Source organism: Dryocola boscaweniae, from assembly GCF_025215095.1.
Taxonomy (GTDB): Bacteria; Pseudomonadota; Gammaproteobacteria; order Enterobacterales; family Enterobacteriaceae; genus Dryocola; species Dryocola boscaweniae.
On the sequence record NZ_JALHAP010000076.1, the window covers coordinates 223,587 to 242,086 of the forward strand.

The 18,500-nt window shown below is 53.5% G+C and carries 15 protein-coding genes; 5 read left to right on the forward strand and 10 right to left on the reverse strand.

Features of this window, described 5'->3' with window-relative positions:
* Positions 1-381: 381 nt before the first annotated feature.
* Positions 382-4,839, forward strand: coding sequence for a glutamate synthase large subunit (gltB, locus tag MUA00_RS09325; RefSeq protein ID WP_271122807.1), 4,458 nt, complete (start codon positions 382-384; stop codon positions 4,837-4,839).
* Between the two features lie 9 nt (positions 4,840-4,848).
* Positions 4,849-6,267, forward strand: a complete 1,419-nt coding sequence (locus MUA00_RS09330) for a glutamate synthase small subunit (RefSeq protein ID WP_271122808.1) — start codon at positions 4,849-4,851, stop codon at positions 6,265-6,267.
* A gap of 172 nt (positions 6,268-6,439) precedes the next feature.
* Here the strand turns inward: MUA00_RS09330 and nanQ are convergent, their stop codons facing one another.
* The 10 genes from nanQ to zapE form a co-directional block, all read right to left on the reverse strand.
* Entirely contained in the window at positions 6,440-6,913 is a 474-nt protein-coding gene (gene nanQ / locus MUA00_RS09335) for an N-acetylneuraminate anomerase (protein WP_271122809.1), read from the reverse strand.
* Positions 6,910-7,785, reverse strand: a complete 876-nt coding sequence (gene nanK, locus MUA00_RS09340) for an N-acetylmannosamine kinase (RefSeq protein ID WP_271122810.1) — start codon at positions 7,783-7,785, stop codon at positions 6,910-6,912. Before nanK ends, nanQ begins: the two co-directional genes overlap by 4 nt.
* Positions 7,782-9,272: an MFS transporter gene (locus tag MUA00_RS09345; protein ID WP_271122811.1), complete on the reverse strand. Its 1,491-nt coding sequence runs from the start codon at positions 9,270-9,272 to the stop codon at positions 7,782-7,784. The genes nanK and MUA00_RS09345 overlap by 4 nt, the downstream gene beginning before the upstream one ends.
* Positions 9,273-9,360: 88 nt before the next feature.
* Positions 9,361-10,260 (reverse strand): N-acetylneuraminate lyase, encoded by a 900-nt coding sequence (gene nanA / locus MUA00_RS09350; protein WP_271122812.1) that lies wholly within the window; start codon positions 10,258-10,260, stop codon positions 9,361-9,363.
* Positions 10,261-10,439: 179 nt separating this feature from the next.
* Positions 10,440-11,222, reverse strand: coding sequence for a transcriptional regulator NanR (locus MUA00_RS09355; RefSeq protein ID WP_271122813.1), 783 nt, complete (start codon positions 11,220-11,222; stop codon positions 10,440-10,442).
* 292 nt (positions 11,223-11,514) lie between these two features.
* Entirely contained in the window at positions 11,515-12,009 is a 495-nt protein-coding gene (sspB, locus tag MUA00_RS09360) for a ClpXP protease specificity-enhancing factor (protein ID WP_271122814.1), read from the reverse strand.
* Between the two features lie 3 nt (positions 12,010-12,012).
* Entirely contained in the window at positions 12,013-12,654 is a 642-nt protein-coding gene (sspA, locus tag MUA00_RS09365; protein ID WP_271122815.1) for a stringent starvation protein SspA, read from the reverse strand.
* A 319-nt stretch (positions 12,655-12,973) separates the two neighbouring features.
* Complete coding sequence (rpsI, locus tag MUA00_RS09370; protein ID WP_064543072.1) at positions 12,974-13,366, reverse strand: 30S ribosomal protein S9; 393 nt, start codon at positions 13,364-13,366, stop codon at positions 12,974-12,976.
* 14 nt (positions 13,367-13,380) lie between these two features.
* A complete protein-coding gene (rplM, locus tag MUA00_RS09375; RefSeq protein ID WP_271122816.1) occupies positions 13,381-13,809 on the reverse strand; it encodes a 50S ribosomal protein L13 in 429 nt (142 codons plus the stop codon).
* Positions 13,810-14,035: 226 nt separating this feature from the next.
* Positions 14,036-15,163, reverse strand: coding sequence for a cell division protein ZapE (gene zapE, locus MUA00_RS09380; RefSeq protein ID WP_271122817.1), 1,128 nt, complete (start codon positions 15,161-15,163; stop codon positions 14,036-14,038).
* Positions 15,164-15,341: 178 nt separating this feature from the next.
* Between zapE and zapG the strand changes: the two genes are divergently transcribed.
* The 3 genes from zapG to degS all read left to right on the forward strand — a co-directional run bounded on the left by zapG (position 15,342) and on the right by degS (position 18,449).
* The gene (gene zapG, locus MUA00_RS09385) at positions 15,342-15,743 is read left to right on the forward strand and encodes a Z-ring associated protein ZapG (RefSeq protein WP_271122818.1); all 402 of its coding nucleotides are present in this window, start codon (positions 15,342-15,344) and stop codon (positions 15,741-15,743) included.
* A gap of 180 nt (positions 15,744-15,923) precedes the next feature.
* Entirely contained in the window at positions 15,924-17,294 is a 1,371-nt protein-coding gene (gene degQ, locus MUA00_RS09390) for a serine endoprotease DegQ (RefSeq protein ID WP_271122819.1), read from the forward strand.
* A gap of 87 nt (positions 17,295-17,381) precedes the next feature.
* The gene (gene degS, locus MUA00_RS09395) at positions 17,382-18,449 is read left to right on the forward strand and encodes an outer membrane-stress sensor serine endopeptidase DegS (protein WP_271122820.1); all 1,068 of its coding nucleotides are present in this window, start codon (positions 17,382-17,384) and stop codon (positions 18,447-18,449) included.
* The last annotated feature ends 51 nt before the right edge of the window (positions 18,450-18,500 follow it).

The window sequence follows — 18,500 nt, forward strand, 5'->3', positions numbered from 1 at the left end:
AGAGAGATCACATAACCCGGCTCGTTTAACGACGGCTTAATTGCAATAAAAAAGCCTTAATTATATTACATATCAATAGGTTAAACATTTTTTAGCACAATTATGTATAAATAAGAATGCCATTTGACCTGTGTGCGCTTTCCCGATAACTTGGAAATCCGCTGGAAGCTTTCTGGGTGGGTTCTGTGCCCATCATATTTATGCAGTAATTAAGATTCCCTCTAAAGCAAGTCCTCAACACTTGTGAAACCGGATGCGAAGGTCTTAAGAGGGCGACACGCGAGGTATGCGTAGATGCGCAAAACCCCGTCGCCATGCCCTTGCTGCGCCCACGCGCAAACGGTATCGGGAATCACGTAGAGCCTGGGGAGGTTCACTGATATGTTGTACGATAAATCCCTTGAGAAGGATAACTGTGGTTTCGGCCTGATCGCCCACATAGAAGGCGAACCTAGCCACAAGGTAGTGCGTACCGCTATTCACGCACTGGCCCGAATGCAGCACCGTGGCGCAATACTCGCCGATGGCAAAACCGGCGACGGTTGCGGCCTGCTGTTACAAAAACCCGATCGTTTCTTCCGAATCGTTGCGGAAGAGCGCGGCTGGCGTTTAGCCAAAAATTATGCCGTCGGCATGATTTTCTTAAGTAAAGACGAAGCATTAGCCAATGCAAGTCGCCGTATTGTTGAAGAAGAGCTGCAAAACGAAACCCTGTCGATCGTTGGCTGGCGCCAGGTGCCAACCAATGAAGACGTGCTCGGTGAAATCGCCCTCTCCTCAAAGCCTCGCATCGAACAAATTTTTGTTAATGCCCCGGCTGGCTGGCGCCCACGAGATATGGAACGTCGCCTGTTTATCGCCCGCCGCCGCATTGAGAAACGCATCCAGGACAAAGACTTCTACGTTTGTAGTCTCTCAAACCTGGTGAATATCTATAAAGGTCTGTGCATGCCGGCAGATTTGCCGCGCTTTTACCTGGACCTGGCGGATCTGCGTCTGGAATCGGCCATTTGCCTGTTCCACCAGCGCTTCTCCACCAACACCGTACCACGTTGGCCGCTCGCTCAGCCGTTCCGCTATCTGGCTCATAACGGTGAAATCAACACCATTACCGGCAACCGCCAGTGGGCGCGCGCGCGTACCTATAAGTTCCAGACCCCGCTGATCCCGGATCTGCATGATGCCGCGCCATTCGTCAACGAAACCGGCTCAGACTCCAGCTCCATGGATAACATGCTGGAGCTGCTGCTGGCAGGCGGCATGGATATCGTGCGTGCCATGCGTTTGCTTGTCCCGCCAGCCTGGCAGAACAACCCGAACATGGACCCGGAGCTGCGCGCTTTCTTTGACTTTAACTCCATGCATATGGAGCCGTGGGACGGCCCGGCCGGCATCGTTATGTCCGATGGACGCTTCGCTGCCTGTAACCTGGACCGTAACGGCCTGCGTCCTGCGCGCTACGTGATTACCAAAGACAAGCTCATCACCTGCGCCTCTGAAGTCGGTATCTGGGATTACCAGCCGGACGAAGTGGTGGAAAAAGGCCGAGTTGGCCCGGGCGAGCTGATGGTTATCGACACCCGTGTTGGCCGTATCCTGCACTCTGCGGAAACCGATGAAGAGCTAAAAAGCCGCCACCCTTATAAAGAGTGGATGGAAAACAACGTTCGTCGTCTGGTGCCGTTTGAAGACCTGCCGGACGAAGAAGTGGGCGCCCGTGAACTGGACGACGATACGCTGGCAAGCTATCAAAAACAGTTTAACTACAGCAGCGAAGAGCTGGATTCTATCCTGCGCGTGCTGGGTGAAAACGGTCAGGAAGCGGTCGGCTCAATGGGCGACGATACCCCGTTTGCCGTGCTCTCCAGCCAGCCGCGTATTATTTACGATTACTTCCGCCAGCAGTTTGCGCAGGTGACCAACCCGCCAATCGATCCGCTGCGCGAAGCGCACGTGATGTCGCTTGCCACCAGCATTGGCCGTGAAATGAACGTCTTCTGTGAAGCAGAAGGCCAGGCCCACCGCCTGAGTTTCAAATCGCCAATTCTGCTGTGGTCGGATTTCCAGCAGTTGACGCAACTGGACGAAGAACACTACCGCGCCGACACGCTGGACATCACTTACGATGTGACAGAGAAATCGCTGCACGAAACCGTAAGCGCGCTGTGCGACGAAGCCGAACGCATGGTACGCAGCGGCACCGTGCTGCTTGTGCTCTCGGACCGCAACATCGCTAAAAACCGTCTGCCGGTACCGGCACCAATGGCGGTTGGGGCGATTCAGACTCGTCTCGTTGAGAAGAGCCTGCGCTGCGACGCCAACATCATTGTTGAAACCGCAAGCGCGCGCGACCCGCACCACTTTGCGGTTCTGTTGGGCTTCGGCGCAACGGCAATCTATCCGTACCTTGCCTACGAATCGCTGGCAAGACTGGTCGATACCGGCGCTCTCGATAAAAACTACCGCACGGTAATGCAGAACTATCGCAACGGCATCAACAAAGGCCTGTACAAGATCATGTCCAAAATGGGCATCTCAACTATCGCCTCTTACCGTTGCTCGAAACTGTTTGAAGCCGTGGGCCTGCATAAAGAAGTTTCCGAGCTGTGCTTCCAGGGCGTTGTCAGCCGCATCGGCGGCGCAGGCTTTAATGACTTCCAGCAGGACCTGCTGAACCTTTCCAAACGCGCGTGGCTGGTCCGCAAGCCGCTGGATCAGGGCGGACAGTTGAAGTTTGTCCACGGCGGCGAGTATCACGCATACAACCCGGACGTGGTGCAAACGCTGCAAAAAGCGGTGCAGAGCGGCGAGTACAAGGATTATCAGGAATACGCGAAGCTTGTGAACGAGCGCCCGGTGGCAACGCTGCGCGATATGCTCGCGCTCAATCCGCAGGGCGAAACCATTCGCATTGAAGACGTTGAGCCCGCCACCGAACTGTTCAAACGCTTCGATACCGCAGCCATGTCTATCGGCGCGTTAAGCCCGGAAGCGCATGAATCCCTGGCGGAAGCGATGAACAGCATCGGCGGAAACTCTAACTCCGGCGAAGGCGGTGAAGACCCGGCGCGTTACGGCACTAACAAAGTGTCCCGCATCAAGCAGGTCGCTTCCGGCCGCTTTGGCGTCACCCCGTCCTATCTGGTCAACGCCGACGTCATCCAGATCAAAGTCGCTCAGGGCGCGAAGCCGGGTGAAGGCGGTCAGTTGCCGGGTGATAAAGTCACGCCGTATATCGCAAAACTGCGCTATTCCGTCCCTGGCGTTACGCTGATTTCACCTCCGCCGCATCACGATATCTACTCGATTGAAGATCTGGCGCAGTTGATTTTCGACCTGAAGCAGGTTAATCCGAAAGCGATGATCTCCGTGAAGCTGGTTTCTGAACCGGGCGTTGGCACCATCGCGACCGGCGTAGCAAAAGCCTATGCGGACCTGATTACTATCGCCGGCTACGATGGCGGCACAGGCGCAAGCCCGCTGTCTTCAGTAAAATACGCGGGCTGTCCGTGGGAGCTGGGCCTGGTCGAAACACAGCAGGCGCTGGTAGCTAACGGCCTGCGCCACAAAATCCGTCTGCAGGTTGATGGCGGTCTGAAAACCGGCCTCGATATCATCAAAGCGGCGATTCTCGGTGCGGAAAGCTTTGGCTTCGGTACCGGGCCAATGGTTGCGCTGGGCTGTAAATATCTGCGTATTTGCCACCTCAACAACTGCGCGACGGGTGTTGCAACCCAGGATGAGAAGCTGCGTAAGAACCACTATCACGGTCTGCCGTTCCGTGTAACCAACTACTTTGATTTCATCGCTCGAGAAACGCGTGAACTCATGGCGCAGTTAGGTGTGAAGCGTCTGGTGGATCTGATTGGCCGTACCGACCTGCTCAAAGAGCTGGACGGTTTCACCGCCAAACAGCAAAACCTGGATCTGTCGAACCTGCTGAAAACGGCCGAGCCTATGCCGGGTAAAGCGGTTTACTGCACAGAGCACAATCCACCGTTCGATAAAGGCGATCTGAACGCACAGTTGCTGGCCCAGGCGAAGCAGTATGTGGACGATAAGCAGAGCAAAACTTTCTGGTTTGATATTCGCAATACCGACCGTTCAGTGGGCGCGATGCTCTCCGGTTATATTGCCCAGCACAACGGCGATCAGGGGTTAGCAGCGGATCCGATTAAAGCGCACTTCAGCGGCACCGCGGGTCAGAGCTTCGGGGTGTGGAACGCAGGCGGCGTTGAACTGCACCTGACCGGCGATGCCAACGACTACGTCGGCAAAGGCATGGCGGGCGGTTTGATTTCTCTGCGTCCGCCGGTGGGTTCCGCCTTCCGTAGCCATGAAGCAACCATTATCGGCAACACCTGTCTTTACGGCGCAACCGGCGGCAAGCTTTATGCCGCAGGCCGCGCGGGCGAGCGTTTCGCAGTGCGTAACTCCGGTGCAATCACCGTGGTTGAAGGCATTGGCGATAACGGCTGTGAATATATGACCGGCGGCATCGTCTGCGTCATCGGTAAAACCGGTGTGAACTTCGGCGCCGGCATGACGGGCGGTTTCGCCTACGTGCTGGACGAAGACGGCGATTTCCGTAAGCGCGTTAACCCTGAGCTGGTTGAACTGCTCAGCGTTGAAGACCTGGCAATCCACGAAGAGCATTTGCGCGGCATGATTACCGAGCACGTGCAGCTTACGGGTTCCCAGCGCGGCGAAGAGATCCTGGCGAACTGGCCAGCCTTTGCGGCGAAATTCACGCTGGTTAAACCGAAGTCCAGTGATGTCAAAGCATTGTTGGGTCACCGTAGTCGTTCTGCAGCCGAGCTGCGGGTGCAGGCGCAGTAAGAGGTCACGATGAGTCAAAACGTTTATCAATTTATCGACTTACAGCGCGTTGATCCGCCAAAGAAACCGCTCAAGATCCGTAAAATCGAATTTGTGGAAATTTACGAGCCATTCTCAGAAGGCCAGGCTAAAGCACAGGCAGATCGCTGCCTGTCCTGCGGCAACCCGTACTGCGAATGGAAATGCCCGGTTCATAACTACATTCCAAACTGGCTGAAGCTTGCCAACGAAGGGCGCATTATCGAGGCGGCTGAGCTGTCTCACCAGACAAACAGCCTGCCGGAAGTGTGCGGTCGCGTTTGCCCGCAGGACCGCCTTTGCGAAGGTTCCTGCACCCTGAACGATGAATTCGGCGCCGTCACCATCGGTAACATCGAACGCTATATCAACGATAAAGCGATTGAGATGGGCTGGAAACCGGATCTGACCGGCGTGAAGCAAACCGGTAAACGCGTTGCGATTATCGGCGCTGGCCCTGCGGGGCTTGCCTGTGCGGACGTGCTGGCGCGTAACGGTGTGAAAGCGGTGGTTTACGATCGTCATCCGGAAATCGGCGGCCTGCTGACCTTCGGTATTCCCGCGTTCAAACTGGAAAAAGAAGTGATGACCAAACGCCGCGAGATCTTCAGCGGTATGGGCATCGAATTCAAACTCAATACCGAAGTGGGTCGCGATGTACAAATCGACGATCTGCTGAGCGAGTTTGATTCCGTCTTCCTGGGCGTGGGCACCTATCAGTCCATGCGCGGCGGTTTAGAGAATGAAGATGCGCCAGGCGTGTTCGACGCCCTGCCGTTCCTCATCGCTAACACCAAGCAGATCATGGGCTTTGGCGAAACGGCTGAAGAGCCGTATGTGAATATGGAAGGCAAACGCGTCGTGGTGCTGGGCGGTGGCGATACCGCGATGGACTGCGTGCGTACTTCTGTTCGCCAGGGCGCAACGCACGTTATCTGTGCCTATCGCCGTGACGAAGAGAACATGCCGGGCTCACGCCGCGAAGTAAAAAACGCGCGCGAAGAAGGTGTGGAATTCCAGTTCAACGTACAGCCTCTGGGCGTGGAAACTAACGCTAACGGCAAAGTGTCGGGCGTGAAATTTGTTCGCACTGAACTGGGCGCGCCGGACGCTAATGGCCGTCGTCGTCCGGAAATCGTTGCGGGTTCCGAGCACGTGGTCCCTGCCGATGCGGTTGTGATGGCGTTTGGTTTCCGTCCGCACAGCATGCAGTGGCTGGAAAAACACAGCGTTGAGCTGGATAGCCAGGGTCGTATTATTGCGCCGGAAGGCAGCGAAAATGCCTTCCAGACCAGCAATCCGAAAATCTTCGCCGGCGGTGACGCAGTGCGTGGATCTGACCTGGTAGTGACGGCGATTGCCGAAGGCCGCAAAGCGGCTGATGGGATCCTGAACTTCCTCGAAGTGTAAGATATGTCGGGTGGCGCTAACGCTTACCCGACCTACGGGAACAGGCTTGTTGTTGTGGCGGATGGCGTTTCTCTTGCTCGACTAGTGCAACTGTTTAAATCGTAGGGTGCATAAGCGGCAGCGCCATCCACCAAATTATTCAGCCCGGAGGCGTTACCGCCGCCGGGCTTTTTTATGCTTCAAGCGCGCTGCGATGCAGTTTTATTACCACTTTCTTAATTGTTTCTGTTCCCGAATGGGCGGCCACGCAGCCAGGCTTATGAGGTTCAAGCGGCATAAATACGGCGAACTGGCCGGGAAGAAGCGTCAGCGTCTGCTCGTTTTCAATACGGCGGCAAAGCTGATAATCCTCCTCCACATGAAATTCTTCGCATTCACGCCCACTCTCAAAAAGCCCGTAATAAATCAGCTCTGTTCCCGTCAGCAACACCTGAATATCAATGTATTCCCGATGCTGCTCCGCTTTTTTCGCATCCGGCGGCTGTGTGGAAAACTCCATAACGTTCATAAACAGCGTTTCACCCTGCAGGGGATAACTGCCCGGCGCTTTGTGCTGCGGCTTTTCCGCCAGAGCTATCCGAATAGCGTTAATCAGCGCTTCCGGTAAACCTGCGGATTCAGGATGGCGACTCTCTCCGGTAATCATGGCATGGCTTCCTGTGCTAACAGCGCGGCCCCGAACAGGCCCGCATTATGTTGGTGTCTGGCAGCCAGGACCTGAGTGCGATAAGTTTTCGGCTCCTCGCCAAGAAACGTGCTGACCAGTTCTATATACCCTTCGCTTAGACCGACGCTGCCGCCAATCACCACACACTGGCAGTCCGTCGAAGCTTTGATATCGGCAATAAGGCGCGCCAGCGTTTGCGCCGAGCGCTGCTTTAACGCATTGGCCTGTGGATGCCCCTGAGTAGCACGGGCAAAAATCGTTTTTGCATCGCTTCCTGCCAGTTCCCCTTTTGCCGCCGCCGCAATGCCCCGTCCTGAAGCTATAGCTTCCACACAGCCGATGCGCCCGCAGCCGCAGCGCGGCCCGTTTGGGTCCGCAAGCGTGTGGCCAATATGCCCGGCAAGACCGCCTGTCCCAACCAGCAGCTTGCCATCACTGACAATGCCGCCCCCGACGCCTGTAGAAACCGTGATAAACACCATGTCGCTGACTTCCGCTGCAAGCGAGCGGTACTCTGCCCATGCAGCGGCCTGCGCGTCATTCACCGCAATACATGGAAGCGCGGTGAGACGGGCCATTACTTCAACCAGCGGAAAATGGGCAAGGCCGCCAAGGTTTTCAGGATTGATAGCGCTCAGCACGCCATTCTGAATGATCCCGGTTGAGGCGATGGCGACACGCTGCGCGCGTGTCGTCAATGGCGCGACCAATCCGGCCAGACAGCCCTGTAATGCATCCTGCGTTTTGCTGGCAGGCGTCGCCATTTCGCGTCTGTCGAGAATGTTCATTTCCCTGTCGATAAGCGCGGCGGCCAGTTTCGTGCCGCCGATGTCAATTGCAAGCGTCGTCATTTCACCGCCTTGTGGACCAATGCATTTTTGCTTCCTGAACGCACCGCGCCGCTAAAAGCTTTGCCGTCGATGGCGTCATGCGTGCGCAATGCTTCAGGATGGATCCAGCGCTGAATGCGCGATGGCATATCCAGCCCGATGAGCAGGATGACAACAAAGGTCAGGCTGAACGAGAGCGAAGCCAGAGCGGTGCCTAAATCCAGACGCTGAGCAATGGTCGCGCCAATCACCGGAGCCAGCGCGCCGCCAAGAGCGCCAACGTTATATGTGAAGCCCAGCCCTGCCGCTCGCTGTTCAGTATCGAAATAACCGCTGATTAATTTTGGCAAAATGCCGGAGATACCCTGGCCAAGCATTTGCTGGAAGAACAACAATAAGCCCAGCACCCAGATATTCCCGCCGCCGATAGCGAACACCGGGATTATCAACAGTTGCGAAACCAGCAGGCTACAAACATAGGCTTTACGCGTGCCCAGCCAGTCACCGAGGAAACCGCCCACACAACAGCCAACCGCCGCGCCAAAGCCGCTAAAGAACAGCACATGGGCAACCGTCGTGGGATCGTAAGCCAGCTCAGACTTCAGATAAGTTGGCAACAGCGCCTGAATCGGCCATGAATAAAGGAAGGCGAAGAACACCACAACCATAAGCGTGACGCCCGTCGGCCAGCGTTTACCGCTGCTTTGCACCATAAAGCTAATGAATACGGCGGCGCAGATAAGACCCAGAATAGCGATGATTGCCGCATTCCCTACATCGCCCGCAAAGCAGAAGTAGAGCGCTGTCGCGACCACGGCGGTCAGGCCCATATTAATCATTCGGTGTTCGCCACGGTAAAGGATATCAACCATGGTTCTGACCGGTTTTTTATCGGCGAATTTCTCGTGCCAGTCTTCCGCCTCCGGGATATTTTTACGCAGCCAGAGCGCGAAGATAATAGGCAGAATGCCGATGAAAAACAGCGCGCGCCAGCCCCATTCAGGCACCACGACGCTATAAACCTGTGCCGCCAGCACGGCCCCAACGGAAAAACCTGAAATTAAGAAACCGCTCGCCTTATTACGCAAATGCTTTGGCCAGCTTTCAATGACGTAGGTGGCGCTGGAGCCATATTCGCCAGCCATTCCCATACCGATAACCAGGCGGGCAATAAACATGGTAGTAAAGCCCGGCGCGAAACCACAGGCCAGCGTACCGATAGAAAACAGGATGATGCTGGTGATCATGGCGAGTTTACGGCCGTAGCGATCGCCCATGGCGCCCAATACCAGCCCACCAAACCAGCGGGAAATAAACGCCGCGGAGATAAGGCTGGCGGCCTGGACGGTTGTCAGGCCAAATTCACTTTGTATTTCAGTTAACACTAACGCTATCAGGACAAAATCAAAACCATCCAGTAAGTAGCCAATCCAGGCTGCGGAAAATGCCTTCCATTGCGGCTTAGTGAGATGGCGATACCATGGCATCTGTTGGGCAGTGTTATTCATAAAGCACTCCCGGCGCGGATTAATGCTAATCCGCCCTTTTGTTAGGTCTGATGAGGTTTGATGAATGCCGGTTTCCCGGCATCGTGTATCAGAACGTTGCGCGTTCCGCCTGTAGCTCAGCCGCCAGCGTCTTGAGTTCCGGCAGGAATTGCTCATCCACCGGCGCAAAAGGCTTACGGCATAGTGGTACAGCGACGATATCCATGTAATGCAACAGCGTTTTCAGCCCGCGGAAGACCCCGACTTTAATCAGCAGATCGATAACTTTGTTGCACTCGCTTTGCAGCCGCATTGCGCGCTGCACATCCCCTTCCTGTATCGCCTTTTTGATAGCCAGATAACGCCAACCCATCACGTTGTAAGTACTGCCGATCCCTCCATCCGCGCCCGCCATCAGGCCGGAAGCAAAAATTTCGTCGTAACCGTTGTAGAGCACCAGATCGGGATGCGCACGGCGGATCTTTTCCATCTCGTACAGATCGCCGGAGGTTTGTTTAAGCGCGCCTACGCCGGGTAAATTGATAAGCGTTGCCACCTGATCCAGCGTCAGCTTTACGCCGCTTAAAGCTGGAATATTGTAGACCACCATCGGCAGGCCGCCGGATGCGTCAATCACCGCACGATAATGATCGCAATGCTCGTTAAAGCTAAACGGGTAGTAGAACGGCGTCACGGCGGAAACGGCGTCAAAGCCATAACGATGTGCCGCTCCTGCCAGCTTCTGGCTTTCCTGAGTGCTGATTGCCCCTACGTGGGCGATTAGCGTTACCTTACCTTTTGCCTCTTCGGCAACGACTTCCAGCACCTGCTCGCGTTCCTGCGCATTTTGTAAAAACGCTTCTCCGGTAGAACCGCCGACATAAAGGCCATCTACGCCCTGCTCAATATTAAAGCGCACAAGACGGCGCAGGCTTTCTGTATCAACCTGCTGTTGTTGATTAAAGGGAGTCAGCAGCGCTGGCATTACACCCCGAAGATTCTGTGTCATAAACGCCTCTTTATTGTCTGGTTTTTAAACATAACGATATACCTTTATACCTGTTATACCAGACTGAAAAGTAAACGCCATACGGCCAGAACGTCAGGATGTGATCTTGTTCATACGAAATAATTATGGTTGATCGGATGTTGCCGAAAGACGTGCGATAGATCGTAATTCAGCGAGCTCTATTTCTTCGTGCTGCGTTTGCGCGGCGCGGCGTAATAAGCGGCGAATACGCTTTTCAGATGGGCTTTTAGCGCGGCTTCCGCAGCATCGGGATCCCGTGCCTGGATCGCTTTGAGAATTTCAATATGCTGCTGATAGCTTACGTTGTTATGAGCGTGAAGCTCTTCCTGGGGAACGGCAGGACGAGCCGCAATCAGCCAGTCCAGCAGAGCGACATGCACGGCCATAAAGATCGGATTTGCGGGGATTTCGGCCAGTTCGCGATGGAATTCGATATCGGATCGAATAAAGAGTTCGTTGTCGTCCAGCGCCTGGCTATTCATTTCAAGCGCTTTACCGAGACGGGCAATCTGCTCATCAGTGGCAAATTCCGCCGCATAGCGCACCAGGCTGGATTCAAAAAACATCCTTAGCTGTTCGAAATGGGCAATACCGCCGGGACGAGAAAGGAAATCTTTCGCGACGCCAGACAGCTCTCCAATAATGGTATCTGCGGAAGGGCGGGAAACACGGGCGCGTTCGCCATTGCTGATTTGCACCAAACCTTTGCGCTTGAGGGCAGCCAGCGCTTCACGAACAGAAGGACGCCCAACGTTGAAAAAGGCCATCAGTTCGCGCTCGGAAGGCAGTTGTTCGCCTTCAGCAAACTCGCGCCTGCGAATCATCTGCTCAAGTTCTTCCTCCACCATTTCCGAAAGCTTTTTACGCGCAAGCGGGCGACGGCGCATCGCATGCCCGATGGTTTCAGTCGTCTGGTCTGCCTGGTCGTCAAATGTGCTCATAGCGTCAGAAAAAGGCCGTTTTTAAGGGAAGAAAGCGAGAAATAATCTTCTGGATCATAACACAGCAATACCAGACTTACGAAAGAAGAGGCCCGCTGGCGCGGGCAATAAAAAAGCCAGTCATCAGACTGGCTTTAGAGTGGTGTCAAACACCCGAAAAGCGTGGTTTTCGGGTGTTTGGGATAGACCAGAAGGCATAATCCTTTGTTTTTAAAAGTGCCTGCAAAGCAACTTTTAACCCTTGAGAACTATGTCAGCATACTAAAAGCCAGTCATCAGACTGGCTTTTGTTTTACTTCACTACGCGCAGAGCCGGACGGCCGCCACGCGGAGGAGGATCGTCATCCGGGCTATTGTCATCTTCTTCGTGATCCGGGCGATCGCCATCAATCACCTGCATCATCATATCCGAATCGGATGTTGCTTGTTCATCATCGTTGTGGCTTTCAACGTCGTCATAACTGGTTTCTGGCTCGAACATAGTGCCAGCGCCATTTTCACGAGCGTAGATCGCCAGTACCGCCGCCATCGGAACAAATACCTGACGCGGCACACCGCCAAAGCGCGCATTAAAACGCACCTCGTTGTTGGCCAGCTCCAGGTTTCCTACCGCACGCGGCGCGATATTCAGGACAATTTGCCCGTCGCGCGCATATTCCATCGGTACATGCACGCCTGGCAATGTCACATCCACAACCAGGTGCGGTGTGAGCTGGTTATCCAGTAGCCACTCGTAAAAAGCACGGAGCAGATAGGGACGACGCGGTGACAATTGCGACATATCCATCAATTAGCCTCGGGTCTGCAGACGCATTTCACGCTCAGGTTCGGTCAAAGAGGCGAGGAAGGAGTCACGCTCGAATACACGAGTCATATAGCCTTTCATCTCTTTAGAACCCGCGCCTGTCAACTCAATACCCATCTGCGGCAAACGCCACAGCAGCGGCGCCAGGTAGCAATCCACCAGGCTGAACTCGTCACTCAGGAAGAAAGGCTTTTGGGTAAAGACTGGCGCAATCGCCAGCAGTTCTTCACGCAACTGCTTACGAGCAGCGTCCGCTTCCTGTGCAGAACCGTTCATTACGGTGTTCAGCAGGGTGTACCAGTCTTTTTCGATGCGTTGCATGTACAGACGGCTTTCACCACGTGCCACAGGGTAAACCGGCATAAGTGGCGGATGCGGGAAACGCTCATCAAGATATTCCATGATGATGCGGGATTCCCACAGGGTCAATTCGCGGTCAACCAGGGTCGGTACGCTGTGATTTGGGTTGAGGTCAATCAGATCCTGAGGCAGGTTATCCGTTTCCACATGCTCAATTTCAACGCTAACACCCTTTTCGGCCAGCACGATACGTACCTGATGGCTATAGATGTCAGTAGGACCGGAAAACAGCGTCATCACCGAACGTTTGTTGGCAGCGACAGCCATGAAAACCTCCAAGTTTATTCAGAAAATTACTGCTAATAGCCGCAAGCGGCGACTAACCTGACTGTTTGTTACCCAATTCACTCGGACTTCCATCAGTCGCCAGAAAACGAGGCGAAAACAAACTGATGCCGACATTTGGGCAGAAAATTGGTTGATAGTTTACCAGATTTTACCGGTTTTGTGGGGAGCGAATCTGAAATTTGCGAAAAATCTAAGTTAGATCAAAGCGTTAAAATCAATAATATAAATTTCAGGCATAAAAAAACCCGGTGCAGGACCGGGTTTTTTGCCAATTGCCTTTCTGCGTAAGCAGAGACAATTAACGTTTGGAGAACTGTGGACGACGACGTGCTTTACGCAGGCCGACTTTCTTACGTTCAACTTCACGAGCATCACGAGTAACGAAGCCAGCTTTACGCAGTTCGCCACGCAGGGACTCGTCGTACTCCATCAGAGCGCGGGTGATACCGTGACGGATCGCACCAGCCTGACCAGAAGTACCACCACCTTTAACAGTGATGTACAGATCGAATTTCTCAACCATATCAACCAGTTCCAGCGGCTGACGAACTACCATGCGGGCAGTTTCACGACCGAAGTACTGTTCCAGAGAACGTTGGTTGATAACGATTTTGCCGCTGCCTGGTTTGATAAACACGCGAGCTGCGGAACTTTTGCGGCGACCAGTGCCGTAGTATTGATTTTCAGCCATTGCCATAATCCCGATTAAATGTCCAGAACTTGCGGTTGCTGCGCCGCGTGGTTGTGCTCGGTGCCCGCGTAAACTTTCAGTTTACGGAACATAGCACGACCCAGAGGGCCTTTCGGCAGCATGCCTTTAACCGCGATTTCAATCACACGCTCAGGACGGCGGGCAATCATCTCTTCAAAGGTCGCTTGTTTGATACCACCGATGTAGCCGGTGTGATGGTAGTACACTTTGTCAGTACGCTTGTTGCCGGTTACAGCAACTTTTTCTGCGTTCAGAACGATGATGTAATCACCAGTATCAACGTGCGGAGTATATTCCGCTTTGTGCTTACCGCGCAGACGGCGAGCCAATTCAGTAGCCAGGCGACCTAAGGTCTTACCGTCAGCGTCAACAACATACCAGTCGCGCTGTACAGTTTCTGGTTTAGCTGTAAAAGTTTTCATTAAAAGCTTACCCAATATATAGTTACACGTTGGTGAACACCCAAACGTTTAAAATCAGTTGAGGTTCACGCGACATTGTCCAGCAAACCTACCCCTTCGAATAGCCTATGCCGGCACGACAAAAGTTTTGGGAAAAAACTTTGGTTGTAACGTGGGGTCGCAAGATTATAGAGAAGTCGCATCCAAAGATCGACCACAATTTACCTTTCCTGCCGCATATCAACATTCAGGGCATATGCGACAAACGTAAATACTCCTCGCTTTGCATTTCCTGCAGGCGCGAAAGGCAGCGCTGGAACTCGAATTTTAGCCTTTCACCTTGATAAATATTGAATAATGGCGCTTGTGCAGAAACCGCAAGCTTTACATGGCGTTCGTAAAATTCATCCACCAGGGCAATAAAACGTCTGGCTTCGTTTTCATTCATCACCGTCATGACCGGAACGTTGAACAGCATAACCGTATGGAAGAGACGCGATAAGGCGATGTAATCATGCTGGCTGCGGGCATCCACACACAGCGTTGTGTAATCCACCGCCAGTGTTTGGTTCGCCGTGCCGAGTGTGGCAAGCGGGCGATGGTTAATTTCCAGCACCGGTTCGCCCTCTCGCGATATTCCCGCAAGCGCCGTATACAATTTCTCCATTTGCTGCGTGGTTTCTTCGTTGAGCGGAGAAAGCCAGAGATGCGCCTGCGTCAGCGTGCGCAAACGGTAATCAATGCCCGCATCCACATTCATTACGTCACAATGCCGTTTTATCGCTTCGATAGCGGGCATAAATCGCGAACGTTGCAGGCCGTTGCGATAAAGCTCATCAGGTGGAATGTTCGAAGTGGCAACCAAAGTGATGCCGCGGGCAAACAGCGCTTTCATTAATGTGCCAAGCAGCATGGCGTCGGTAATGTCCGAAACAAAGAATTCGTCGAAGCACAGAATATCTGTTTCGGCTTTAAAACCATCTGCGACGATTTCAAGCGGATCGCTGTGCCCCTGCAACTGAGTAAGTTCTTCGTGCACGCGCAGCATAAAGCGGTGGAAGTGCAGCCGCATCTTGCGTCGGCCAGGTAAACTCTGAAAGAACAAATCCATAAGCCAGGTCTTGCCGCGCCCTACTCCGCCCCACATATACAGCCCGCGCACAGGTTCATTAGTGACTGGCGCGTTGCGTTTTCCGAGCAGCTTGCCAAACTTCGCCATCAATCCGCTGCCTTCAACTGGCGCAGAGTTTTTATTTGTAAGCTCATGATAAATAGCTTCAAGACGTGTTACGGCTTCACGCTGGACGTCATCGGGCTGGTAGCTGCCCGCAGCCAGAGCCTGTTGGTAGCGCGATGTGGGGGAGAGATTTTGCATGGTATTATGGTGATCCCTTAAAAATCGTATTGCCGTTTACTGATGGTCTTTAAGTACGGATGTCGAAAAAAAGGTCGTTCTACCCTAAGCGATGCTGCGTCAGGATTCCACTTCTCTTAGGTTAGCGGTTATAGTGGCTACATTACCCTACGGATTCACAAGATAACGGGAGAAGTTCATGACCTGGGAATATGCGCTAATTGGGTTAGTTGTCGGGATTATCATTGGTGCCGTCGCTATGCGTTTTGGCAACCGCAAATTGCGTCAGCAGCAGGCTTTACAGTATGAGCTTGAGAAAAACAAAGCGGAGCTTGAAGAATACCGCGAAGAGCTGGTCAGCCACTTTGCCCACAGCGCGGAGCTGCTTGATAACATGGCGCACGACTATCGCCAGCTTTATCAGCATATGGCGAAAAGCTCCAGCAGCCTGTTGCCTGAGCTCTCAGCCGAAGCCAATCCTTTCCGCAACCGTCTGGCTGAGTCCGAAGCCGGTAACGATCAGGCACCGGTGCAAATGCCGCGCGACTATTCGGAAGGCGCGTCAGGATTACTGCGTACCGAGCGTGCAAAACGCGATTAATCTCAGTTGTAAGATTTTTTTCCTGGGGCACGCGTTTCGTGCCCCAAATCTCCTCTCGCCACAGCTATCATTTAATAATCTCTGCACATCCAACAACAACATTGTTACCCGGCTGATATTTCAATAACATCGGAGTGTTATCGGGTTTTCCTTTTTCCAGGTCACGAGAGCAAGCCATCAATGAAGAAAAAAACACGGTTATTGAGTGCGTTAGCGTTAAGTGTCGGGTTAGCTCTGAGCGCATCACCTTTTGCAGTTGCCGCGATCCCTTCACAGGTTCCCGGCCAGGCTGCATTGCCAAGTCTGGCCCCGATGCTGGAAAAGGTTTTGCCTGCCGTGGTGAGCGTTCAGGTTGAAGGCACGGCTGCCGCACCCACGCAAAAAGTCCCGGAAGAGTTTAAAAAATTCTTCGGCGATGACCTTCCTCCTTCTGAATCACAGCCTTTTGAGGGCCTGGGTTCCGGCGTGATTATTAACGCAGCCAAAGGGTATGTGCTTACTAACAATCACGTGATAAGCCATGCAGAAAAAATCAGCGTACAGCTTAATGACGGGCGCGAGTTTGAGGCCAAATTAATTGGCGGCGACGATCAGAGCGATATCGCGCTTATTCAGTTGCAAAACGCGACAGGTCTTACGCAAATCGCCGTGGCCGACTCGGATAAATTGCGTGTGGGTGATTTCGCCGTTGCTGTTGGGAATCCATTTGGGCTTGGCCAAACCGCTACGTCAGGAATTGTCTCAGCTTTAGGCCGCAGCGGGCTAAATCTGGAAGGGCTGGAAAACTTTATTCAGACGGATGCTTCCATCAACCGGGGCAACTCCGGCGGCGCATTGCTTAACCTCAACGGTGAGCTGATTGGCATTAACACCGCCATTCTCGCGCCGAGCGGCGGCAGCGTCGGTATTGGCTTTGCGATCCCGAGCAATATGGCTCAGACGCTGGCCAAACAACTGATGGAGTTCGGTGAAATCAAACGCGGCCTGCTGGGTATTAAAGGCACCGAAATGAGCGCCGATATTGCCAAAGCGTTTAATCTCACCACCCAGCGCGGTGCATTCGTCAGCGAAGTTCTGCCGCAGTCCGGATCGGCGAAAGCTGGCGTGAAGGCGGGCGATATCATTACCAGCCTCAACGGTAATCCGCTAAATAGCTTTGCGGAGCTGCGTGCAAAAATCGCCACCACAGAACCTGGTACGGTGGTGAAACTGGGCCTGCTGCGTGACGGTAAGCCGCTGGAAGTGAGCGTAACGCTTGATAAAAGCACCGCGTCATCGGCTAATGCAGAACTGATTATCCCTGCGCTTCAGGGGGCGTCGCTAAGCGATGGCCAGCTTAAAGACGGCGCTAAAGGCGTGAAGCTCGACAGCGTAGAAAAAGGCACGCCAGCCGCGCAAATTGGGCTGCATAAAGATGATGTAATCATTGGTATCAACCGTGAACGCATCCGCTCCATTGCGGAAATGCGTAAACTGCTGGAAAGCAAGCCGCCGGTAATCGCCCTGCACGTCGTGCGTGGCGAGGATAGCCTCTATTTGTTATTGCGTTAATTTGGTCAGTAATCGGACATCGCGAGTGCGGTGTCCGATTAACTCATGCTATTCTGCGTTCGTTTTCTCACTGACTGATTTAAACCCATGTTTCTGAAGATTTTACGATCGGTTGCGATCGGCCTGATTGTGGCGGGTATTTTGTTGGTATCTTTACCTTCATTACGCCAGAAAATCGCGCCGCTGGCACCTTCGAAGTTTGACAGTGCCGATGAAACACCGCTGAGCTATAACATCGCGGTGCGCCGTGCTGCGCCTGCCGTAGTGAACGTCTACAACCGTAGCGTGGGGAGCAACGCTCAGAATCAGCTTGAAATAAAAACCCTCGGCTCCGGGGTAATTATGGATGACCGCGGTTACATCATTACCAATAAGCATGTGATTAACAACGCCGAGCAAATCATCGTCGCCCTGCAGGATGGCCGCGTCTTCGAAGCGTTGCTGGTCGGCTCCGATAACCTCACCGATCTGGCCGTGTTAAAAATTAACGCAACCGGTCTGCCTATCATTCCCATTAACAGTAAGCGCCTGCCTCATATTGGCGATGTAGTTATGGCAATCGGCAACCCCTATAACCTTGGGCAAACCATTACACAGGGCATTATCAGCGCAACGGGGCGTATTGGCCTGAGCCCTTCCGGTCGCCAGTCTTTCCTGCAGACCGACGCCTCCATCAATCACGGTAACTCCGGCGGCGCACTGGTGAACTCGCTTGGTGAGCTGATGGGCATCAACACACTCTCCTTTGATAAGAGTAATGATGGTGAGACTCCCGAAGGTATCGGTTTTGCGATTCCAACCCAGTTGGCGACTAAAATCATGGATAAGCTCATCCGGGACGGCCGAGTCATTCGTGGTTATATTGGCATTGGCGGACGCGAGATAACTCCTCTGCATGGCCCGGCAACCGGCATCGACCAAATTCAGGGAATCATTGTTAATGAGGTATCCCCGGATGGCCCGGCGGCTAAAGCGGGCATTCAGGTAAATGACGTGATTGTTTCGGTGAATCATAAACCGGCTATCTCTGCCCTTGAGACGATGGACCAGGTAGCAGAAATTCGCCCGGGTTCGGTAATACCGGTGGAAGTCATGCGCGAGGACAAGAAGCTCACGATGCAGGTGACCATTCAGGAATACCCAGCAGGCAATTGATTTCCGACATAAAAAAACCGGAACATTTGTTCCGGTTTTTTTCATCTATCA

Bases quoted from the DNA above. Each gene is read 5' to 3' on its own strand.
- degQ (WP_271122819.1), top strand. From the start codon at position 15,924: ATGAAGAAAAAAACACGGTTATTGAGTGCGTTAGCGTTAAGTGTCGGG.
- zapG (WP_271122818.1), top strand. From the start codon at position 15,342: ATGACCTGGGAATATGCGCTAATTGGGTTAGTTGTCGGGATTATCATT.
- sspB (WP_271122814.1), bottom strand. From the start codon at position 12,009: ATGGATATGTCGCAATTGTCACCGCGTCGTCCCTATCTGCTCCGTGCT.
- sspA (WP_271122815.1), bottom strand. From the start codon at position 12,654: ATGGCTGTCGCTGCCAACAAACGTTCGGTGATGACGCTGTTTTCCGGT.
- nanA (WP_271122812.1), bottom strand. From the start codon at position 10,260: ATGACACAGAATCTTCGGGGTGTAATGCCAGCGCTGCTGACTCCCTTT.
- MUA00_RS09355 (WP_271122813.1), bottom strand. From the start codon at position 11,222: ATGAGCACATTTGACGACCAGGCAGACCAGACGACTGAAACCATCGGG.
- rplM (WP_271122816.1), bottom strand. From the start codon at position 13,809: ATGAAAACTTTTACAGCTAAACCAGAAACTGTACAGCGCGACTGGTAT.
- nanQ (WP_271122809.1), bottom strand. From the start codon at position 6,913: ATGATTACCGGAGAGAGTCGCCATCCTGAATCCGCAGGTTTACCGGAA.
- gltB (WP_271122807.1), top strand. From the start codon at position 382: ATGTTGTACGATAAATCCCTTGAGAAGGATAACTGTGGTTTCGGCCTG.
- degS (WP_271122820.1), top strand. From the start codon at position 17,382: ATGTTTCTGAAGATTTTACGATCGGTTGCGATCGGCCTGATTGTGGCG.
- nanK (WP_271122810.1), bottom strand. From the start codon at position 7,785: ATGACGACGCTTGCAATTGACATCGGCGGCACGAAACTGGCCGCCGCG.
- zapE (WP_271122817.1), bottom strand. From the start codon at position 15,163: ATGCAAAATCTCTCCCCCACATCGCGCTACCAACAGGCTCTGGCTGCG.
- MUA00_RS09345 (WP_271122811.1), bottom strand. From the start codon at position 9,272: ATGAATAACACTGCCCAACAGATGCCATGGTATCGCCATCTCACTAAG.
- rpsI (WP_064543072.1), bottom strand. From the start codon at position 13,366: ATGGCTGAAAATCAATACTACGGCACTGGTCGCCGCAAAAGTTCCGCA.
- MUA00_RS09330 (WP_271122808.1), top strand. From the start codon at position 4,849: ATGAGTCAAAACGTTTATCAATTTATCGACTTACAGCGCGTTGATCCG.